18 protein-coding genes are annotated in these 20027 nt (G+C 67.0%); 9 read left to right on the top strand and 9 right to left on the bottom strand.

The genetic code is table 11. The annotated features are described in order from the left end of the window. The first annotated feature begins 38 nt into the window (after nucleotides 1-38). The 8 genes from ACIQ6S_RS07500 (at nucleotide 39) to coaE (ending at nucleotide 7725) form a co-directional block, all read left to right on the top strand. Nucleotides 39-392 (top strand): prepilin-type N-terminal cleavage/methylation domain-containing protein, encoded by a 354-nt coding sequence (locus tag ACIQ6S_RS07500; RefSeq protein WP_397607812.1) that lies wholly within the window; start codon nucleotides 39-41, stop codon nucleotides 390-392. A gap of 166 nt (nucleotides 393-558) precedes the next feature. Next, nucleotides 559-930 (top strand): prepilin-type N-terminal cleavage/methylation domain-containing protein, encoded by a 372-nt coding sequence (locus ACIQ6S_RS07495; RefSeq protein WP_397607811.1) that lies wholly within the window; start codon nucleotides 559-561, stop codon nucleotides 928-930. Nucleotides 931-1144: 214 nt separating this feature from the next. Continuing rightward, nucleotides 1145-2095 (top strand): hypothetical protein, encoded by a 951-nt coding sequence (locus ACIQ6S_RS07490; protein WP_397607810.1) that lies wholly within the window; start codon nucleotides 1145-1147, stop codon nucleotides 2093-2095. Nucleotides 2096-2098: 3 nt separating this feature from the next. Beyond that, the gene (locus tag ACIQ6S_RS07485; protein ID WP_397607809.1) at nucleotides 2099-3178 is read left to right on the top strand and encodes an acyltransferase family protein; all 1080 of its coding nucleotides are present in this window, start codon (nucleotides 2099-2101) and stop codon (nucleotides 3176-3178) included. Between the two features lie 60 nt (nucleotides 3179-3238). Beyond that, the gene (gene pilB, locus ACIQ6S_RS07480) at nucleotides 3239-4960 is read left to right on the top strand and encodes a type IV-A pilus assembly ATPase PilB (protein WP_397607808.1); all 1722 of its coding nucleotides are present in this window, start codon (nucleotides 3239-3241) and stop codon (nucleotides 4958-4960) included. Nucleotides 4961-4963: 3 nt separating this feature from the next. Further along, the gene (locus ACIQ6S_RS07475) at nucleotides 4964-6223 is read left to right on the top strand and encodes a type II secretion system F family protein (RefSeq protein ID WP_397607807.1); all 1260 of its coding nucleotides are present in this window, start codon (nucleotides 4964-4966) and stop codon (nucleotides 6221-6223) included. Between the two features lie 10 nt (nucleotides 6224-6233). Then, complete coding sequence (locus tag ACIQ6S_RS07470) at nucleotides 6234-7106, top strand: prepilin peptidase (protein WP_397607840.1); 873 nt, start codon at nucleotides 6234-6236, stop codon at nucleotides 7104-7106. 7 nt (nucleotides 7107-7113) lie between these two features. Continuing rightward, nucleotides 7114-7725 (top strand): dephospho-CoA kinase, encoded by a 612-nt coding sequence (gene coaE / locus ACIQ6S_RS07465; RefSeq protein WP_397607806.1) that lies wholly within the window; start codon nucleotides 7114-7116, stop codon nucleotides 7723-7725. Between the two features lie 24 nt (nucleotides 7726-7749). Here the strand turns inward: coaE and ACIQ6S_RS07460 are convergent, their stop codons facing one another. From ACIQ6S_RS07460 to ACIQ6S_RS07450, 3 genes are all read right to left on the bottom strand, one after another. Further along, entirely contained in the window at nucleotides 7750-8736 is a 987-nt protein-coding gene (locus ACIQ6S_RS07460; protein ID WP_397607805.1) for a Nudix family hydrolase, read from the bottom strand. 28 nt (nucleotides 8737-8764) lie between these two features. Further along, complete coding sequence (gene secA, locus ACIQ6S_RS07455; protein ID WP_397607804.1) at nucleotides 8765-11512, bottom strand: preprotein translocase subunit SecA; 2748 nt, start codon at nucleotides 11510-11512, stop codon at nucleotides 8765-8767. A gap of 138 nt (nucleotides 11513-11650) precedes the next feature. After that, nucleotides 11651-12559: a M23 family metallopeptidase gene (locus tag ACIQ6S_RS07450; protein WP_397607803.1), complete on the bottom strand. Its 909-nt coding sequence runs from the start codon at nucleotides 12557-12559 to the stop codon at nucleotides 11651-11653. Here ACIQ6S_RS07450 and ACIQ6S_RS07445 point away from each other — a divergent pair. Further along, nucleotides 12558-13085, top strand: coding sequence for a DciA family protein (locus tag ACIQ6S_RS07445; protein WP_397572090.1), 528 nt, complete (start codon nucleotides 12558-12560; stop codon nucleotides 13083-13085). The two genes, ACIQ6S_RS07450 and ACIQ6S_RS07445, sit on opposite strands and share 2 nt — an antisense overlap. Before the next feature lie 116 nt (nucleotides 13086-13201). Here the strand turns inward: ACIQ6S_RS07445 and lpxC are convergent, their stop codons facing one another. The 6 genes from lpxC to murC form a co-directional block, all read right to left on the bottom strand. Continuing rightward, on the bottom strand, nucleotides 13202-14113 hold the full coding sequence (lpxC, locus tag ACIQ6S_RS07440; RefSeq protein ID WP_397607802.1) for a UDP-3-O-acyl-N-acetylglucosamine deacetylase: 912 nt from the start codon (nucleotides 14111-14113) through the stop codon (nucleotides 13202-13204). Between the two features lie 210 nt (nucleotides 14114-14323). Beyond that, nucleotides 14324-15574, bottom strand: a complete 1251-nt coding sequence (gene ftsZ / locus ACIQ6S_RS07435; RefSeq protein ID WP_297865752.1) for a cell division protein FtsZ — start codon at nucleotides 15572-15574, stop codon at nucleotides 14324-14326. Nucleotides 15575-15636: 62 nt separating this feature from the next. After that, a complete protein-coding gene (ftsA, locus tag ACIQ6S_RS07430; RefSeq protein ID WP_297865751.1) occupies nucleotides 15637-16872 on the bottom strand; it encodes a cell division protein FtsA in 1236 nt (411 codons plus the stop codon). Continuing rightward, entirely contained in the window at nucleotides 16869-17606 is a 738-nt protein-coding gene (locus tag ACIQ6S_RS07425) for a cell division protein FtsQ/DivIB (RefSeq protein ID WP_397607801.1), read from the bottom strand. The genes ftsA and ACIQ6S_RS07425 overlap by 4 nt, the downstream gene beginning before the upstream one ends. Continuing rightward, the gene (locus ACIQ6S_RS07420) at nucleotides 17603-18589 is read right to left on the bottom strand and encodes a D-alanine--D-alanine ligase (protein ID WP_397607800.1); all 987 of its coding nucleotides are present in this window, start codon (nucleotides 18587-18589) and stop codon (nucleotides 17603-17605) included. The genes ACIQ6S_RS07425 and ACIQ6S_RS07420 overlap by 4 nt, the downstream gene beginning before the upstream one ends. Continuing rightward, complete coding sequence (gene murC, locus ACIQ6S_RS07415) at nucleotides 18586-20019, bottom strand: UDP-N-acetylmuramate--L-alanine ligase (RefSeq protein ID WP_397607839.1); 1434 nt, start codon at nucleotides 20017-20019, stop codon at nucleotides 18586-18588. Before murC ends, ACIQ6S_RS07420 begins: the two co-directional genes overlap by 4 nt. Nucleotides 20020-20027: the final 8 nt, after the last annotated feature.

Raw genomic sequence — 20027 nt, 5'->3', positions numbered from 1 at the left:
GGGCACGAAAACCACCACCACTAGCTAGGGGTATCACCATGAACAAGCAGCAGGGCTTCACCCTCATCGAACTGATGATCGTCGTCGCGATCATCGGCATCCTCGCCGCCATCGCGCTGCCGGCCTACAACGAGTACACCCGCAAGTCGGCCAACCGCGCCTGCCTCGGCGAAGCCAAAGCCTTCGCGAACGCCGCCGCCGTGGCCATTGCCGACAACTCGCTGATCCCGACCGCGGTTAACCGCGCTTGCACCAACATCCCGGTCGTGACCGCTGCAACGGCCACGTTCACTGCAACCGCGGCGCTGCCGGGCGACGGCACCGTGACCTGCACGATGGCCAGCGCCTCCTGTGTGCAGGCCTCGGGCGTCGGTGCCCCGGCCGCTCCGTAAAGGGACGCCAAACCCGTCCGGCGCCTCTGGCGACCGGCGCGTGGGTTTGAGGGCAAACCCCGCTTCGGCGGGGTTTGTTTTTTTTGGAGCGGCGGTCAAATGCGTCGGCCCGCGCAGTCCTTTCGCTGCTAGCATTCTGAGACAGGTTGCACTTACGAGGTCCGTCATGCGCAAGCAATCAGGAATCACACTGATCGAATTGATGGTCGCCGTGGCGGTGATCGGCATCATGGCAGCGGTCGCGCTGCCGGCCTACAGCGATTACACGGGGCGAGCAGAGGCGACACATGCCGTGTCATCGCTCGACATCTCGAAAGTCCTCGTCTCCGATGCGTTTGCGGCAACGGGGGCACTGGGTTGCACCGACACCTCGGGAGCCTCCATCACAGGCTGCAGCGGCGCAGGACAGCTCACTCACACGTATAAGGGCGTCACTGCCACGCTTGCGCCAAGCGCCGTCGTCGGTACCGGGACACTGGCGTGGACGTGCACGCTCACCCCGGCCAGCGCGCCCAAAGTACAAGGCTGCGGACTCTGAGCTCCTGCCGTCGGCGCCACAGCGCCGGTCGAGGGCTCGGCCCAGGCCTGCCACGCTTCCCGAGCACAAGAATTCTCGAGACCCCGAGCCTGAAGGGAACATCGAGAAAGCCCAATTCCTTTTGGAGGCGTCGATGACTGGCGCAATTGACTCGCAATCCTCCCGGCCTCACTTGCTCGGATACGGGTTCGATCGCGCCCTAGTCTTGCTCCCAGTGACCCTCGGACTCACAGCCCTGCTGGCGGTCGGCATCGAACCAGCGCTTTTTCTCGCGTTACTGATCGCAGACTTGTGGCTCCTCGGCTATCACCACGTCATCGCGACCTATTTGCGCCTCGGACTCGACGCGCAGACCAGGGCCGCGCACGTCGCTCTATGGCTGCTGTTACCCCTCATGCTTCTCTTGGTGGGGCTTCTGGCCTGGGCAGCGGGAGTTTGGGTGGTTACCTCCATCTACTTCTTCTGGCAATGGTTTCACTACGTTCGGCAAAGCTGGGGCATTTCCCTCGTTTTGCGCACCTCAAGCAAGGCCAGTGGGAGACTGGACTGGCTTGACAAGTGGGTTTTCTGGCTGGTTCCCATTACCGGGATAGTGTGGCGCTGCGCAGAACAGCACTCCCAGTTTCTGGACTTCGATTTCTGGACTCCACCGGTTCCGGCACCCGTCGCCCAGACGCTGGCGATCGTTACTGCTGCCTTCGCGGCAATATGGGCCATCAGGACGCTGAGGCGCGGGCGCAGCGAATGGCACCTGGGAACGTTGTTCGTCGCCTCGCATCTAGGCATGTTCGCCATCGGTTACATGTTTACGGCGAACATCGACCATGGCTGGCTGGCGATCAATATCTGGCACAATCTCCAATACCTGCTCTTCGTGTATGCCTTCAATAGGAAGCGCTATCGAGCCGGCGTCGAAAGCGGGTCGCTGGTTATCTCTTGGCTCAGCCAGCCCGAGCGCTTGCTTCCGTACTTCGGATTCTCGCTGCTCCTGACGCTCGTGATCTACCAGATAGGGAACTACTTCGCGTACTCGCTCTCTGAAATCGGGATCGCGGGTATCGTTATCGTGTTCCAAGCACTGAATTTCCATCACTACGTCGCTGACAGCAAGATTTGGAAGCTTCGACAATCGGCCATCAAGAACACCCTTCACTCTCCGGCCTGATCGATGGATCGCAAAGCCGGATTGGACGTGGTCCGCACCGCGGCAATCTCCTTTGTCCTGTTGCGCCACTGGTGGGTGGCCATCGAAGGGTACGGTCCGACTAGCTCCATCCTGGGCAATATCGCTGCGAATGGATGGCTCGGCGTAGATATCTTTTTTGCGCTATCCGGATTTCTTGTCTCGAGAAGTTTCTGGACGAAGAACGATGCGCGCGAATTCCTCGTACACCGGATCGCACGCATCGTGCCTGCGTATTTCTTTTGCCTGCTTGTTATCTTTGCCGCACCCGGCGTGTTCATGGGCGATCCGGCGGGGGCTTCTGCGCTGGAGATTGTCGAGCACCTGTTCTTCTTGAACGATTACACAGGATCAGAGCTTATCGTCGCGTTCTGGACGCTTGCCGTTGAAATGAAATTCTACGTAGTCGCGGCTGGCGTTTTTGTGATTCTGCGAGGGAGGAAGCCGACGACCATCGCGCTGGTTCTTGCGGGGCTTGCGTTTGCAAGCATCGCTGCACGCGCGCTGGAGGCCGCAATGCTTGGCGATGGAATCGATTATCTGTTGTACTTCCACAACCTGCGATCCCCGATGCATGTATCTCTGGACCCATTGTTTCTCGGTGCATCTGCGGGAGTTCTGACCCTTGCGCGAACTCCGAGCCAAAGCCTGTCTACTGCTATGGTCTGGGCCGGCACCTTGGGACTATTCACCTTGCTGGCATCCAAGCAGTGGATGGTCGTACCGGGAGTCATGGAGGTAGCGGCGGTGCCCGGCGCGGCCGGCATTTTTGCAGCGCTGCTGGTCGCTGGCGCCGCGCAATCGCGATCCATGCCTGCGTCAAGGGGATTCAAGAGGGCCGCGGAGTTAACCTTCGCTGTATACCTCGTCCATATGTCAACGATCCCATGGGCGAAGGGGGTTATGGAGTTTTTTCAGGGCAGCGAGTTAGCCTTCACGCTGTTCTATCTCTGTGCGACGCTGATGCTTGCCGCGATCCTTCACGCGGTCATTGAGCAGCCGGCACGCAGATACCTCTTGAATCGATTCAGCACATCACCACAACGCATGGCCGCAGGCAGTTGAGGGACTAGTGCGATTTCGGCGTATGCTTCAACGGTAACTTTTTCGGCCGTCCTCTAACCGATGAACGCGCAAGTCACTCCCAACCTAGTCGGCATCACCGGCATCGCCCGGCGCTTGGTGATGGATGGCGCCCTAAGCGAGACTGACGCCCGCAGGGCCATGGACGAGGCGCCCAAGGCCAAGCAGCCAGTGGTGCGCTGGCTGCTAGAGAAAAAGCTGGTCGGCAGCGCCGCCGTGGCCGCCGCGAACAGCATCGAGTTCGGCATTCCCCTGCTCGAGGTCAATGCCTTTGATCTGAGCCGCGCCGCCGTCAAGGCGGTCAACGAGGAGATGATCACCAAGCACGGCGTGCTACCGCTCTACAAGCGCGGCAACCGCCTGTTCCTCGGCATCAGCGACCCCACCAACACTCGCGCCATCGAAGAGATCCAGTTCGCCGCCGGCGCCACCGTCGAGCCGATCCTGATCGACGAGGAGCAACTGAAGCGCGCCATCGACCGCGCCTTCACGGCGGCCGAGGCCTTCGATGCCGGCGGCGACGACGAGGGTCTCGATGCGCTGGATTCCGAGGCCGGCGACGACGACAAGGCCGAGGGCGGCGGCAATGACTCCAAGGGCGACGACACCCCGGTCGTCAAGTTCGTCAACAAAATGCTTCTGGACGCGATCAAGCGCGGCGCCTCCGACCTTCACTTCGAGCCTTACGAGCACGACTTCCGCGTGCGCTTCCGCATGGATGGCGTGCTGAAGATCGTGTCGAAGGCGCCGGTGAAGCTGGCCCAGCGCATCACCGCCCGCCTGAAGGTGATGAGCGGGTTGGACATCGCCGAAAAACGTCTGCCGCAGGACGGACGCATCAAGCTCAACATCAGCAAGACCAAGGCGATGGACTTCCGCGTGTCCACTTGCCCCACCTTGTTTGGTGAGAAAACCGTGCTGCGTATCCTGGACGGCAGCGCCGCCAAGATGGGCATCGACAAGCTGGGCTACGAGGACTACCAGAAGCAGCTTTACTTGAGCGCGCTGGACAAGCCCTACGGGATGATCCTCGTCACCGGCCCCACCGGCTCGGGCAAGACCGTGTCGCTTTACACGGGCCTGAACATCCTCAACACCGAGGAGCGCAACATCAGCACCGCCGAGGACCCGGTCGAAATCCGAGTGCCCGGCATCAACCAGGTGCAGATGAACCCGAAGAAGGGCATGAACTTCGCTGCCGCCCTGCGCAGCTTCCTGCGCCAGGACCCGGACGTGGTGATGGTCGGCGAAATCCGCGATCTGGAAACCGCCGAGATCGCCATCAAGGCCGCACAGACCGGCCACCTGGTGCTCAGCACCCTGCACACCAACGACGCGCCGCAGACCGTGGCGCGCCTGATGAACATGGGCATCGCGCCCTACAACATCACCAGCTCGGTCACGCTGATCATTGCCCAGCGCCTCGCCCGCCGCCTGCACGACTGCAAGAAAAGGGTGCATATTCCGCAGGCGGCTCTGGTGGCCGAGGGCTTCAAACCCGAGGAATGCGAGGGCGGGCTCGACGTCTACGAGGCCGTGGGCTGCGACGACTGCAACGCCGGCTACAAGGGCCGCGTGGGCATCTACCAAGTGATGCCGATGACCGAGGAGATCCAGAAGATCATCTTGGAAGGCGGCAACGCCATGGACATCGGGCTGGTCTGTGCCCGCGAGGGGATCGGTGACCTGCGCCGCTCCGCCATCAACAAGGTCAAGGCCGGGCAGATCAGCCTGGCCGAGATGAACCGAGTGACCAAGGACTAAGCCATGTCTGCGACCGCAAAGAACGCGAAGGGCGCCAAGCCCACCGTCCGCGAGAACCCGCTCAGCCAGTTCGTCTGGACCGCCACCGACAAACGCGGCAAGACACTGAAGGGCGACATGGCCGCCAAATCGGCCAACTTTGTTCGCGCCGAGCTACGCAAGCAAGGCCTGAATCCGGGCGATATCAAGCCCAAATCGAAGCCGCTGTTCGGGTCTGCCGGCAAGACCGTAAGCCCCCGCGAGATCACCTTCTTCAGCCGGCAGATGGCGACGATGATGGCTTCGGGCATACCGATGGTGCAGTCGCTCGAGATTCTTTCGAACGGCCAGAAGAATCCGAAGTTCGCGGCTCTAATCAGGAGTCTCCGAGACGATGTGTCGGGAGGCTCCGCCTTCTCAGAGGCCCTCAAGGCGCACCCCATGCAGTTCAACGAACTGTATCGGAACCTGGTCAGGGCTGGCGAAGGTGCTGGCGTGCTGGATACGGTGCTCGACACACTCGCAACCTACCTCGAGCGCATCGAGGAGCTGAAGGGCAAGATCAAGAAGGCGCTGTTCTATCCTGTTTCGGTGCTGGCTGTCGGCATGATCGTCAGCCTCATCCTCCTGATGTTTGTGATTCCACAGTTCAAGGAAACATTCGCCGGCTTCGGTGCCGACCTGCCGGCCTTCACACTGCTGTACGTTAACGCCTCCGACTTCATGCTCGCCAATTGGTGGTGGCTACTGGTGGTGGCGATAGGCAGCGTAGTCGGGACGGGATTTGCCTACCGCGCCTCTCCGACACTCCAGCGCAATGTCGACCGCTGGATGCTGAAGGTGCCGGTGATTGGCAAGATCATGCACGACTCGGCCATCTCGCGATTCGCGCGCACCTTGGCCCTAACCTTCAAGGCCGGTGTGCCACTGGTGGAAGCCCTTGGCACCGTCTCCGGCGCCACGGGCAGCATCATTTATGACGAGGCCGTTGCCAAGATTCGTGACGATGTCGCCGTCGGCTATGCCCTCAACCTAGCCATGAAGCAGGTCGGCATCTTTCCTCCGATGGTCGTGCAGATGACGGCCATCGGTGAAGAAGCCGGTGCACTTGATCAAATGTTGTTCAAGGTGGCCGAGTTCCACGAGCAAGAAGTCAACAACGCAGTCGATGCCATGACCAGCCTGATGGAGCCCTTCATCATCGTGGTGCTCGGCACGTTGGTTGGCGGCATGGTGGTCGCGATGTACCTGCCGATCTTCAAGCTCGGCCAGGTCGTGGGCTGACGTGCTCGATCTGATTGCGCAACACCCGACGGCCGCGATCGCGGCCGTCTTCCTCTTCGGCCTGCTGGTCGGCAGCTTCCTCAACGTGGTCATCCTGCGCGTGCCGCCTCGCCTGATGTGGGCCTGGCGCCGCGAGGCGCGGGACGTGCTCGAGCTGCCCGAGGTGGGCGAGCCCGAGCCCCCGGGCATCGTCGTGAAGGGCTCGCATTGCCCCAAGTGTGGGCACGCGCTGCGCTGGTACGAAAACGTGCCGCTGGTGAGCTGGCTGGCGCTGCGCGGAAAGTGTTCCGCATGCAAGACGCCAATTTCCGTCCAGTACCCCATCGTCGAGCTGCTCACCGGCCTCGCCTTTGCGGCCTGCGTGTGGCGCTTCGGGCTGGGCGCGGAAGGCGCGGCGGCAATCGTCTTCACGGCACTGCTGATCGCCTTGTCGGGCATCGATTGGCACACCAAGCTGCTTCCTGACGATCTCACCTATCCGCTGCTGTGGCTGGGCCTCGGCGCCAGCGTGATGACCCTGTTCGTGCCGACGCAGAGCGCGATTCTTGGGGCGCTGGCGGGCTACCTGAGCCTCTGGACGGTCTACCAAGGCTTCAATCTGGTTACCGGCAAGGAGGGCATGGGCTTCGGGGACTTCAAGCTGCTGGCCGCGCTCGGTGCGTGGTGCGGCGTTTCGGCGATCCTTCCCATCGTGCTGCTGTCCTCCCTGGTCGGTGCCGTCATCGGCGGCGCTGCCATCGCCATCCAAGGGCGCGACCGCGCTACCCCGATCCCCTTCGGCCCCTTCCTGGCCATCGCCGGCTGGATCTGGTTCCTGTTCGGCCCGGAGCTCTCGGCGCTCTACTGGGGCCTGATGCTGCCGCCGGGCGCCACCGCGCCCTGAGACCGGCATGGCCCGCCGCCCTGCCCTGATCGGCCTCACGGGGGGCGTGGCTTCCGGCAAGTCCAGCGTGGCACGGGCCTTCGACGCCCGGCATCCCAGCTGCGTTGTCGATGCCGACATCGCCGCCCGCGCCGTAGTCGAGCCCGGCACGGAGGGGCTGGCTGCCGTGGTCGCGACCTTGGGCGCGGACGTGCTGGGGCCGGATGGGCGCTTGGACCGCGCGGCCCTGCGCGCCCGTGTCTTCGCCGACGCCAGCCAGCGCAAAGGGCTGGAGGCCCTGCTCCACCCGCGCATCCGCGCCTGGATGCTGGCACGCGCCGAGGCGACGGCGACGCCCTACGTGATCCTCGATATCGCCCTGCTCACCGAGGGCGGTGGCCGCACCACCTGGCCGATGCTCGACCGCATCGTGGTGGTCGATGTGCCCGTTTCGGTGCAGCGGGCGCGCCTGAAGGCTCGCGACGGCGTGGACGCGGACCTGGCGGAGCGGATGATCGCGGCGCAAGCCACGCGGGCGCAGCGTCTGGCGCTGGCCGACGATGTGATCGTCAACCTTGGGTCGCTGGAGGAACTGGACGCGGCAGTCGGCAGGCTGGACGCCCGTTGGCACCCCGGCTGAGCCGTCAGCCCAAGGACGCGTGACTTACGCCGGTCCGATCAAGGCCGGCCAAAACGCCCGGATGCCGGCCACGCCCTGCGCGCCGTGCCGCCGCGCCTCCGCGAGGTCGTCCGGGCACACTCCGCCCAGCGCATAGACCGGCAATGCCGTCTGGGCCCGCAGCCGTTCGAAGGCCGGCCAACCGAGCCCGGGCTGGCCCGGATGGGTTGCCGTGGGCTTCACCGGCCCCAGCAGCAGGTCGTCGACGCCGAGCGCCTCGGCCAAGGTGAGCTCTTCGGCGTCATGCACGGCGGCGCAGACGCGCCCACCGGCCTCGCGGTGGCGGCGGGTTATCGCGGCGGCCTCAGGGTCTCGCAGTTGGGAGGCGCGCCAGTGAAGGCCCACGCCCAGCTCGGCAGCCAGCGCGGCGTCGCCGTGCACCCAGAGGCCGGCGCCCGAGGCCCGGCAACGGTCCGCGAGGGCAGCGCAGAGCCGACGACGCTGCGCGGGGTCGGCGAGGCGCAGATGCACGCGGCGCAATTCCGCGCCGAGGGCGCGATCAATACCCGCAAGCCAGTCAACCTCGGCCGCGGGGCCGTCACCCGGCTCCGGCGTGACCAGCACCCGGTCAGACTCGCGCAGGGCGGCCACCACGGGGCGATCGGCCGGCGGCATCGGATAGCGGTCAAGCGCCTCCAGCGCCACCCAGGCGAGGGCGTCGTGCTCGTGGGCGATCGGCACACCGTCGAAGGCGAGGATCGTCCACGTGTCGAGGTGCAATCGGATCGGGGCGCCATCGTCCGTCGACGCCACGGGCACGAGGATCAGCGGCTCGCCGTCGAGTGCGCGAAGGCCCAGTTCCTCATGCAGTTCACGCCGCAGCGCGTCGAGCGCGGTTTCGCCGGGCTCGACTTTGCCACCGGGGAATTCCCACAGCCCGGCATCCGCCTTGCCGGCGGGACGCCGGGCCAGCAGCACGCGCCCCTGCGCGTCCCGCAGGACGCCAGCGACGACGTGCAGCGGCGCGTCCATCACCCGGCGGGCGGGCGACGGCCCGCGCTCAGGCCTGCCCGTGGCAGTGCTTGTACTTGCGGCCCGAGCCGCAGGGGCAGGGGTCGTTGCGGCCGATGGCCATGCCAGCGGTGCCGGCGGCCGCACCCGAGGCGGCGGCGATGCGGGCGAGGCGCTGCTGCTCCTCGAGGACGTCGGCCGCTTCCTCGTCGGCACCGTAGCTGCCGGTTTCCGGGTGCTGGAACTGCATCGCGCGGGCCTGGGCTTCGGCACGACGGCGATCCTCGGCTTCCATCGAGGCCACTTCTTCCTCGGTGCGGATGCGCACGCGGGCGAGCAGCGTGACGATGTCGCGCTTCACCTTGTCGAGCATCTCTTCGAACAGCTCGAAGGCTTCGCGCTTGTACTCCTGCTTCGGCTGCTTCTGCGCGTAGCTGCGCAGGTGGATGCCCTGGCGCAGGTAATCCATCCGCGCGAGATGCTCCTTCCAGTTCTGGTCGAGCATCGAGAGCATCACCTGGCTCTCGAGCTGGCGCATCAGCTCCGGGCCGAGCTGCGCTTCCTTGCTGGCGAAGTGGGCGCGGCCGGCCTCGATGACCTTCGCGAGGATGCCCTCGTCGTCCAGTTCGGCGCCGGCGGTGATCGCGCCGCGCACGTCGACCTGGACGCCGAACTCGTCGCGCAGGCTGTTCTCGAGCGCGGGCAGGTCCCACTGCTCGTCGATGGACTGCGCCGGCACGTACTTGCGGGTGTGCGAGGCCAGGACGTCATCGCGGATAGCGCCGATGGTCTCGTGGATCTCGCCCTGGTCGAGCAGCTCGTTGCGCTGCTCGTAGACCACCTTGCGCTGGTCGTTGGCGACGTCGTCGAAGTCGAGCAGGTTCTTTCGGATGTCGAAGTTGTGGGCCTCGACCTTGCGCTGCGCGTTCTCGATCTGGCGGGTGACGAGGCCGCTCTCGATGGCCTCGTCGTCCTTCATGCCCATGCGCTGCATCGCCTTCTGCACCCAGTCGCTGGCGAAGATGCGCATCAGGTTGTCTTCGAGCGACAGATAGAAGCGCGAGGAACCCGGATCGCCCTGGCGACCCGAACGGCCGCGCAGCTGGTTGTCGATGCGGCGGCTTTCGTGGCGCTCCGTGCCGATGATGTGCAGGCCGCCCGAGGCCTTGACCGCGTCATGGCGCTGCTGCCACTCGGCCTTGATGCGCGCCTTGGTGACTTCGTCGATCTCGCCCGCGGCGTGCAGTTCGGCTTCGAGGCTGCCACCCAGCACGATGTCGGTGCCGCGGCCGGCCATGTTGGTGGCGATGGTCACGGCACCGGGCTGGCCGGCCTGCGCGACGATGTGCGCTTCGCGCTCGTGCTGCTTGGCGTTGAGCACTTCGTGCTCGATGCCGGCGGCCTTCAGCTGCTCGCTGATGAGTTCCGAGGTCTCGATCGAGGTGGTGCCGACCAGCACCGGCTGGCCCTTGGCGTGACGCTCCTTGATGTCGTCGATCACCGCGAGGTACTTGCCCTTGCGGTTGAGGAAGACGAGATCCGACATGTCCTTGCGGACCATCGGGCGGTGCGTCGGGATCACCGCGACCTCGAGGTTGTAGATCGAGTTGAACTCGAAGGCCTCGGTGTCGGCGGTGCCGGTCATGCCGGCGAGCTTGCCGTACATGCGGAAGTAGTTCTGGAAGGTAATCGAGGCCAGCGTCTGGTTCTCGCGCTGGATCGGCACGTTCTCCTTCGCTTCGATCGCCTGGTGCAGGCCGTCCGACCAGCGGCGGCCCGACAGCGTGCGGCCGGTGAACTCGTCGACAATCACCACTTCGCCATTGCGGACGAGGTAGTCGACGTCGCGCTGGTAGATCGCGTGCGCACGCAGCGCCTGATTCAGGTGGTGCACGACGGCGATGTTGTGGCCGGCGTAGAGGCTGTCCTCGCCCTGCAGGATGCCGGCGGCGCGCAGCAACGCCTCGGCGTGCTCCATGCCGCCTTCCGACAGGTGCACCTGCTTGCCCTTCTCGTCGACCCAGAAGTCGCCATCGGCGTTCTCGTCGGCCTGGCGGCGCAGCTGCGGCACCACCTTGTTGACCTTGACGTACAGCTCCGGCGATTCATCGCCCGGGCCGGAGATGATCAGCGGCGTGCGCGCTTCGTCGATGAGGATCGAGTCCACTTCGTCGACGATGGCGAAGTTCAGGCCGCGCTGGTGGCGGTCTTCCTTGCGCAGCGCCATGTTGTCGCGCAGGTAGTCGAAGCCGAACTCGTTGTTGGTGCCGTAGGTGATGTCGGCGGCGTAAGCGGCCTTCTTGTCGCCCATCGGCATGCCCGGGTAGACGACGCCCACCGACAGGCCGAGGAAGTTGTAGAGCTTGCCCATCCATGCGGCGTCGCGGCGCGCGAGGTAGTCGTTGACCGTGACGACGTGCACGCCCTTGCCGGACAGCGCATTGAGGTAGACCGGCAGCGTCGCCATCAGCGTCTTGCCTTCGCCGGTGCGCATCTCGGCGATCTTGCCGCTGTGCAGCACCATGCCGCCGATCAGCTGCACGTCGTAGTGGCGCATGCCGAGCGAGCGCTTCGCGCCCTCGCGGCAGACGGCGAAGGCCTCCGGCAGCAGCGCGTCGAGCGTCTCGCCATTCGCCACCCGGGCCTTGAGCTCGGCCGTCTTGGCCTGCAGCGCGGCGTCATCGAGGTCCTTCAGCCCGGCTTCGAGCGCGTTGACCTTGGCGACGGATTTCGAGAGCTGGCGGACCAGACGCTCGTTGCGGCTGCCGAACAGGGCGGTGAGGAGGCGATTGAGCATGGACGGGTCTTTGCGGAATGGGGGCGCGCCATAGGCCGCGCTAAACGGAAGCGGCCGCCGGAGGGCAGCCGCGCATTCTAGCTGGTGGCGGAGGAGGCCGAAATCAAGCGGGCGCCGGGGGCCCGCCGCGGCGCGGCATCAGCCGCGGATACGCTCCAGGTAGGCCATCGGATTCACCGGACGGCCGTTGACGTGCACTTCGAAGTGCAGGTGGGCGCCGGTGGAGCGGCCGGTCGAACCGACCTTCGCCACTTCCTGGCCCGCGCGGACGACATCGCCGACCCGCACGAGGTTCCGCTGGTTGTGGCCGTAGAGCGTCTGGTAGCCGTCGCCGTGGTCGACGATGACGGTGTTGCCATAGCCGCTTTTCCAGCCGGCGAAGCTGACGATGCCGTTGCCTGCCGCCTTCACTGGATCACCGTAGTTCGCATCGAAATCGACGCCGAGGTGGTGGTCGCGGCCGCCGGTGAAGGGGTCGGCGCGGGTGCCGAAGCCGGAGGAGATGTAGCCCGGCGCCGGGGCGCGGCTGGGGCGCGAGGCGTCGGCCAGCTCCTGGCCTTCGAGCAGGGCGCCGAGCACGTCGAGCTGCTTTTCCGCCTGGGCGAACTGGGATTCCACCGAACCGAGCACGACGGCCACGTCCTGCGGCTGGCCCGGGTTCTCGGGGCCGCCCATCGCCGGGCGCTCGCTGAAGTCGAATTCGCCGTCCTTGAGCTGGCCCATGGCCGTGAGGCGATGGCCGAGGGCATTGAGGCGGTTGGCCTGCGCCTGCAGCTCGCCGAGCTTGGCGGCCATAGCATTGACGTCGCGCTGCGCGGCTTCGCGCGCATCGTCGACGGCGGCGCGGCTCGCCTGCACTTCGGCACGCAGCGGCTCGAGGGCCGCATCGGTGCCTGCCACCCAGTGGCCGATGCCGGCGCCGAGCAACCCGATGGCCGCGACGACCGCCGTGGCGCCGCCCGCGAGCATCCAGCGGTTGCGCCGGGACTCCAGGCTGAAGGTCCAGGGCGCGCGCAGGCTGCGGGAAACGACGATGATGTTGAGCATGCTTCGATCCAAAAATCGCAACGCGTCGGAACCGGCGCCGGGGGCCTCCAGCGCCCCCCGGCCGGCTGGCCAGTGGGTCGCGGAAGGCGACCTCGCCTCGGTGATCGCCCGCGCCCAGTGGCTGGACGCCGCCGACCAGCGTTTCCGCCGCCATCTGCCGCCAGCGCTGGCCGGGCAGGTGCGCCTGGCGAACGTCGACCGCGGAACCATGGTGGTGGTGGTCCCCTCCCCGGCTTGGAAGGCCCGGCTGCGCATGGACACCGCCCTGTTGCTGGCGGCGGCCGACGCGGCCGGCATCGAAGCCCGGTCGGTGACCCTCAAGGTGGTGCCGCCTGACGCGCCGTTGCCGGAACGCCCGGGGGCACCGCTCTCGGCGAAAGCCCGAGCCACGCTCGAAGCTGCCGCCCAATCCGTTGCGGACCCCGATCTCAAGGCCCAGCTCCTGCGCCTGGCCGCGAGCGGCCGGACCCCCGGCCTTTCGGTCGGGAACCCGGAGTCTACGGACGGGTCGTTAAAAAGCCGCTAACGAACGGTGAAGCGGGCCCCGGAACGACGAAGCCCGCCGGGGTCACCGACGGGCTTCAGGTCACTTTGTGACGGGGAGCACGCTTCGCGCGGCATCCCTGTCGATGGACGGGGCGATCAGACCGCCGCGGCCGGGCTCGCGTAGGAGATCGGCGACTTCGCCGGGTCGCTGAAGGTCACCTCTTCCCAAGCCGACTTGTCGGCCAGCAGGGTGCGCAGCAGGCGGTTGTTGAGCGCGTGGCCCGACTTGTGGCCGTAGAACGCGCCGATCAGGCTGTGGCCCAGCAGGTACAGGTCGCCGATCGCGTCGAGGATCTTGTGCTTCACGAACTCGTCCTCGTAGCGGAGGCCGTCGTCGTTGAGCACGCGGTAGTCGTCGAGCACGATGGCGTTGTCCATCGAGCCGCCCAGCGCCAGGTTGCGCTCGCGCAGGTACTCGATGTCCCGCATGAAACCGAAGGTGCGGGCGCGGCTGACTTCCTTGACGAAGGAGGTCGTCGAGAAATCGATCTCGGCGCTCGAGGTCGAGCGGCGGAAGGCCGGGTGTTGGAAATCGATGGTGAAGCCGACCTTGAAGCCTTCGAACGGCTCGAAGCGGGCCCACTTGTCGCCGTCCTCGACGAGGATCGGCTTCTTGATGCGGATGAAGCGCTTGGCGGCGTTCTGCTCTTCGATGCCCGCCGACTGCAGCAGGAACACGAAGGGGCCGGCCGAGCCGTCCATGATCGGCACTTCGGCCGTGGACAGGTCGACGTAGGCGTTGTCGATGCCGAGGCCGGCCATGGCCGAGAGCAGGTGCTCGATCGTCATGACGCGGACCTGGTCCTTGACCAGCGCGGTGCAGAGCGAGGTGTCGCCCACGGCCAGCGCCGTCGCCTGGATCTCGACCGGCTGGTCGAAATCGACGCGGCGGAACACGATCCCGGTGTCGACGGCCGCCGGGCGGAGGGTCATGTAGACCTTCTCGCCGCTGTGCAGACCGACGCCGGTGGCGCGGATGACGTTCTTGAGGGTGCGCTGCTTGAACATATCGTCAGGATCCCCGAGGGGGTTGACACGGTAGGGCGCGCACATTAGCACGCCCCTGCTTTAACGAAACCTTAAAAACTGAACTTCTCCGTGTCAAATCTGCAACAGAGCGGGCAGCCCCCTGCCCGCCTGTTGTCCAGCCGGCGACTGAGACGAGCAGTCCCCGGCCCGGAGCCCTCCGGCTCCGTCTACTTCGGCCGGGACCGGGTTTCAGTCGGCCTGGCGGCGCAGGAAGGCCGGGATGTCCAGGTAGGCCTGGTCGGCCGGCAGGTCGGAAAGCGCCGTCGGGCCAGCCACGTCCGCCGAGCGGCCGCGCAGGCCACCCGCGAAGCTGCCGCTGTCACGGCCGGTCGCGGCCGGGGCCACGGCGTCGGCGTACTCGGCCAGGCCGGTGCTGCCGTTGCGGATCAGCTGCACCTTCGGGCGGGCCACTTCGCGCTCGACGGCGCGGGCCAGCTCGCGGTGGCTGTCGCGGTTCGGCAGGCGGCCGGCCTGGACGCCGCGGTTGAGGCCGGTGGCCACCACGGTGACGCGGACGTCGTCCTGCATGTCCGGATCGAGCACCGTGCCGAGCACGACGGTGGCGTCTTCCGAGGCGAACTCCTCGATAGTGCGGCCGACTTCGTCGAACTCGCGCATGGTGAAGTTCGGGCCGGCGGTGATGTTGACCAGCACGCCGCAGGCGCCGGCGAGGTTGACCTCGTCGAGCAGCGGGTTGCTGATGGCGGCCTCGGCGGCGGCCTGGGCGCGGTCGTCGCCGCGAGCGGTTCCGGTGCCCATCATGGCCAGGCCCATCTCGCTCATCACGGTGCGCACGTCGGCGAAGTCGACGTTGATCAGGCCCGGACGGACGATCAGGTCGGCGATGCCCTGCACGGCGCCGAGGAGCACGTCATTGGCGGCGCGGAAGGCCTGCACCATGGTGGCGTCACGGCCGAGCACGGTGATCAGCTTCTCGTTCGGGATGGTGATCAGCGAATCGCAGTGGCTGGCCAGCTCCTCGATGCCCTTCAGCGCCACCTGCATGCGGCGCCGGCCTTCGAACGGGAAGGGCTTGGTGATGACGGCGACGGTGAGGATGCCCATCTCCTTCGCGAGCTGGGCCACGACCGGGGCGGCGCCCGTGCCGGTGCCGCCACCCATGCCGGCGGTGATGAACACCATGTCGGCGCCTTCGAGGGCATTCATGATGCGCTCGCGGTCCTCCAGCGCGGCCTGGCGGCCGACTTCCGGGTTCGCGCCGGCGCCGAGGCCCTTGGTCACGTTGGCGCCGAGCTGCAGGTGCAGCTTCGCGCCGACGTTCTTGATGGCCTGCGAATCCGTGTTGGCGACGACGAATTCCACGCCGTCCACGTTGGCATTGACCATGTGCGCCACGGCGTTGCCGCCGCCGCCGCCCACGCCGATGACCTTGATCACTGCGTTCGGAGCCAACTTCTCGATGAGTTCAAACTGCGCCATGGTCTCGTCCTCTCGTCTCGGGGGTGTTTCTTCTTGGTGGGAAAACGTCGGGGGGCCGACGGTCAGAACGCGCCCCGGAACCAGTTCCGGAAGCGCGTGAAAGCGACGCCGGCCTTGCCGGCGTTGAGGCTGGGGCGGGGGCCCGCTTCGAGCGAGCGCCCCCAGAGCAGCAGGCCCACGCCGGTGGCGTGGACCGGGTTGTTGATGACTTCGCCGAGGCCGGTGACGTGCTGCGGAATGCCGACGCGCACGGGCATGTGCAGCATCTCCTCAGCCAGCTCGACCACGCCTTCCATGCGGGCGCTGCCGCCGGTGAGCACCATGCCGGCGCGCACCAGCTCCTCGTAGCCGGCGCGGCGGAGTTCCGCCTGCACCATCTCGAAGATCTCCTCGTAGCGGTTCTGCACCGCTTCGGCGAGCGCCTGCCGGGCGAGGCGGCGCGGCGCGCGATCGCCGACGCTGGGCACTTGAATGGTCTCCTCGCGGCCAGCGAGCTGGGCGAGCGCGCAGGCGTAGCGCACCTTGATCTGCTCAGCCTCGGGCGTGGGCGTGCGCAGCAGGTGGGCGATGTCGTTGGTGATCTGGTCGCCGGCGATCGGCAGGCAGGCCGAATGGCGGATGGCGCCCTGCACGAACACATTGATGTCGGTGGTGCCCGCGCCGATGTCGACCAGCACGACGCCGAGTTCCTTCTCGTCGGCAGTGAGCACGGCGGTGCTCGAGGCCAGCGAGGACAGGATGAGGTCGTCGACCGAGAGGCCGCAGCGCTGGATGCACTTGCTGATGTTGGCGGCCGCGGCGGTGGCACCGGTGATCAGGTGGGCGCGCACTTCGAGGCGCACGCCGGACATGCCGACCGGGTTGCGGATGCCTTCCTGCGAACCGTCGACGATGTACTCCTGCGGGATGGCATGGAGGATGCGCTGGTCCGCCGGCACTGCGACGGCGCGGGCCGCTTCGAGCACGCGGTCGAGGTCGGCGTAGCTGACTTCGCCCGAGGCGATCGGCACCACGCCGTTGGAATTGCGGCACTGGATGTGGCTGCCAGCGATCGAAGCGTAGACCGAGCGGATCTCGCAGCCGGCCATCACGTCGGCTTCCTCGATGGCGCGCTGGATCGACTGCACCGTGGATTCGATGTCGACGACGACGCCGCGGCGCATGCCGCGCGATTCGTGCGACCCGATGCCGATCACTTCGATCGGCTGGTCGGGAGCGTATTCACCAACCAACGCCGTCACCTTGGAGGTGCCGATGTCGAGGCCGACGATGAGGGACTTGTCGCTCTTGCGGTTCATGCGTTGCTCGATGCAGGAGGCGCGGTGGGGGCCGCGGCGGGTTCACCCCAGGTCAGGGCGAAGCCATTGGTGTAGCGGAGGTCGGCGCGCTGCAGCACGCGGCCGGCGGGATCGCGACCGAGCGTGGGCAGCAGTCGGGCGAAGCGCGACAGGCGCGGCAGGGCGTCGTTGCGGCCGAGTTCGACCTCCAGGCCGTCCACGGTGGTGAGCGACCAGCCGCCGCGCGCGGACAGCCGCAGTTCGCGGATGTCGCTGCCCACGCGCACCAGCACCGGGCGGGCTTCGCGGTGGAAGGCGATGACTTCGGCAACGCGGCCGTCGGCGGCGTCGAAGCGCGGCAGCGGCGTGGCGAGGCCGGACGGGAGGACGAAGAGCCGGCCGTCGTCGGACAGCAGGCGATCCTCGCCCCAATGCGCGTAGGGGCGAAGCTCGGTGAGCCGGACTTCGAGGCGGTCCGGCCAGCGCTTGCGCACATCGACGGCATCGACCCACGGAAGCGCGGCGACCGACTGGCGGATGGCGACCGGATCGACGGCGAAGAAGCCGCCCTGCGCCATGGGGGCGATGGTCGAGCGCAGCGTGGCTTCGTCGACCAGCTTCAGCGGGGCCTGCAGGGCGAGCGTGCGGATCGGCCAGCGCTCGGCGCCGATCCAGCCGTTCACGACGGCCACCACCGGCATCGCCAGCAGCAGCAGCGCGAAGGTCCAACCCAGCAGTCGCCACACGCGGGTCATGCGCGGTCGGCCTCCAGCGTCTGGGCGAGGATGGAGAGGCAGAGCTCTTCGAAGCCGATGCCGACGTCGCGCGCGGCCTTCGGCACCAGCGAATGGCTGGTCATGCCCGGCGCGGTGTTCACTTCCATCAGCAGGAAGCGGCCATCGGCATGGCGCATCACGTCGACACGGCCCCAACCCGTGCAGCCGGCGGCGCGGAAGCCGGCCAGCGCGAGCGCGCGGATGGCGGCTTCGTCATCGCCGTCGAGGCCGGGGCAGTGGTACTGCGTGTCGTCGCTGATGTACTTGGCGTGGTAGTCGTACCACTCGCCGGGCGGAACGATGCGCACGGAAGGCAGCGCGATGCCGCCGAGAATGCCCACGGTGAACTCGCCACCGGTGATCATCTGCTCGGCCAACAGTTCGCCGGCGTACGTGCTGGCGAAAGCGATCGCCGGGGCGAGATCGGCCTCGCTGGCGATGCAGAACACGCCGACGCTCGAGCCTTCCGTCGAGGGCTTCACGAACACCGGCAGGCCCAGCGAACGCACCGCCGCCGCAAGGTCAGCGCCCGGCGCGATGCGGACGAAGCGGGCCGTCGGCAGGCCTTCGGCCATCCACACCTGCTTGGTGCGGATCTTGTCCATCGTCAGCGCGCTGCCGAGGACGCCGGGGCCGGTGTACGGCAGGCCGAGCGCGTCGAGCGCGCCTTGCAGCACGCCGTTCTCGCCGTCGCCGCCGTGCAGGATGTTGAACACCCGATCGAAGCGCTCGCCGCGGCCGAGGGCGGCCAGCAGTGCGCCCAAGCCATCGACACCGTGGGCATCGACACCGCGCGCCTGCAGGGCGGCCAGCACGTTGGCGCCGGAGTTCAGCGAAACCTCGCGCTCCGCCGATTCACCACCCATCAGCACGGCGACGCGACCGAACGCCGCGGGTGCGAGCGCGGCGACCCGCGCCTTCAGGGCGTCGACGGCAGCGCGGCTGGCGGCGTCGAGGCTCATGCACTCCGCTCCGGCAGGCCGCGGTCGGCCAGCTGCTGCGCCACGGCGCCGATGTCGCCGGCACCGAGCAGGATCACGAGGTCGTTCGGCTGCAGAACGTCGCCGAGCATCGCCGGCAGCTCTTTCGCCGTGCCGGCCAGCACCGGATCGACGCGGCCGCGGGTGCGGATGGCGCGGGCCAGCGACTTGGCGTCGGCGTTCGCGATCGGCGCTTCGCCAGCCGGATAGACGTCGCAGAGCACGAGTCCATCGACATCGCTGAGCACCTTGGCGAAGTCGTCGAACAGATCGCGCGTGCGGCTGTAGCGATGGGGCTGGAAGCAGGCGACGAGGCGGCGATTCGGCCAGCCGCCGCGGGCGGCGGCGAAGACTGCAGCCAGCTCGGCCGGATGGTGGCCGTAATCGTCGACCAGCAGCGCACTGCCGCCGTTCGGCAGCGCCATCTCGCCCTTGAGGTTGAAGCGCCGGCCCACGCCTTCGAACGCGGAAAGCGCGCGGGCGATGGCATCGGCGGGAACGCCGAGCTGCCAGCCGATGGCGGCCGCGGCCAAGGCGTTCTGGACGTTGTGGCGACCCGGGAGGTTCAACGCCATCGGCGTCGGCGTCTCGCCCGGAAGATGCAGCAGGAAGTGCATCTGCTGGCCCTGCTGCGAGACCTCGCTGGCGCGCACATCGGCGCTCTGGGCGAAGCCGTAGCGAAGCACGTGGCGCGGCGTGCGGGTGGCGAGCATCGCGACTTCGGGATCATCGATGCACAGCACGGCGAGGCCGTAGAACGGCAGGCGATGCAGGAATTCATCGAAGGCCTGCTTCACGCGCTCGAAGTCGCCACCGTAGTTCTCGAGGTGGTCGGCATCGATGTTGGTGACGACGGCCACCAGCGGATTCAGGCGCAGGAAGCTGCCGTCGCTCTCGTCGGCCTCGGCCACCAGCCATTCGCTGCCGCCGAGGCGCGCGTTGGCACCAGCGGAGAGCAGCTTGCCGCCGATCACGAAGGTCGGGTCGAGACCGCCTTCGCTGAGCACGCTGGCCACCAGCGAGGTGGTTGTGGTCTTGCCGTGCGTGCCGGCGATCGCGATGCCGCGCTTGAAGCGCATCAGCTCGGCCAGCATCTCGGCGCGCGGCACCACCGGGATGCGGCGGGCACGGGCTTCGATCAGCTCCGGGTTGTCGGCCTTGATGGCACTCGACACGACGAGCGCGTCGACGTCGCCGACATGCTCGGCGCGATGGCCGCGGTGGATGGCTGCGCCCAGCTTCGCCAGGCGTTGCGTCGTGGCGTTGTCGGCGGCATCGGAGCCGGAGACGGCGTAGCCGAGCGTCAGCATCACTTCCGCGATGCCGCTCATTCCGACGCCGCCGATACCGACGAAGTGCACGCGGTTGAAGACGCGCGAAAGGTCACCGGGGTGTTTTAGGCGTCCGCGCATCATGCGTG

It is taken from the genome of Silanimonas sp., from assembly GCF_044377035.1.
In the GTDB taxonomy this organism is placed as follows: Bacteria; Pseudomonadota; Gammaproteobacteria; order Xanthomonadales; family Xanthomonadaceae; genus Silanimonas.
Note: the sequence above shows the minus strand (reverse complement) of the source record. Positions and strands in the feature narration are given on the sequence as shown.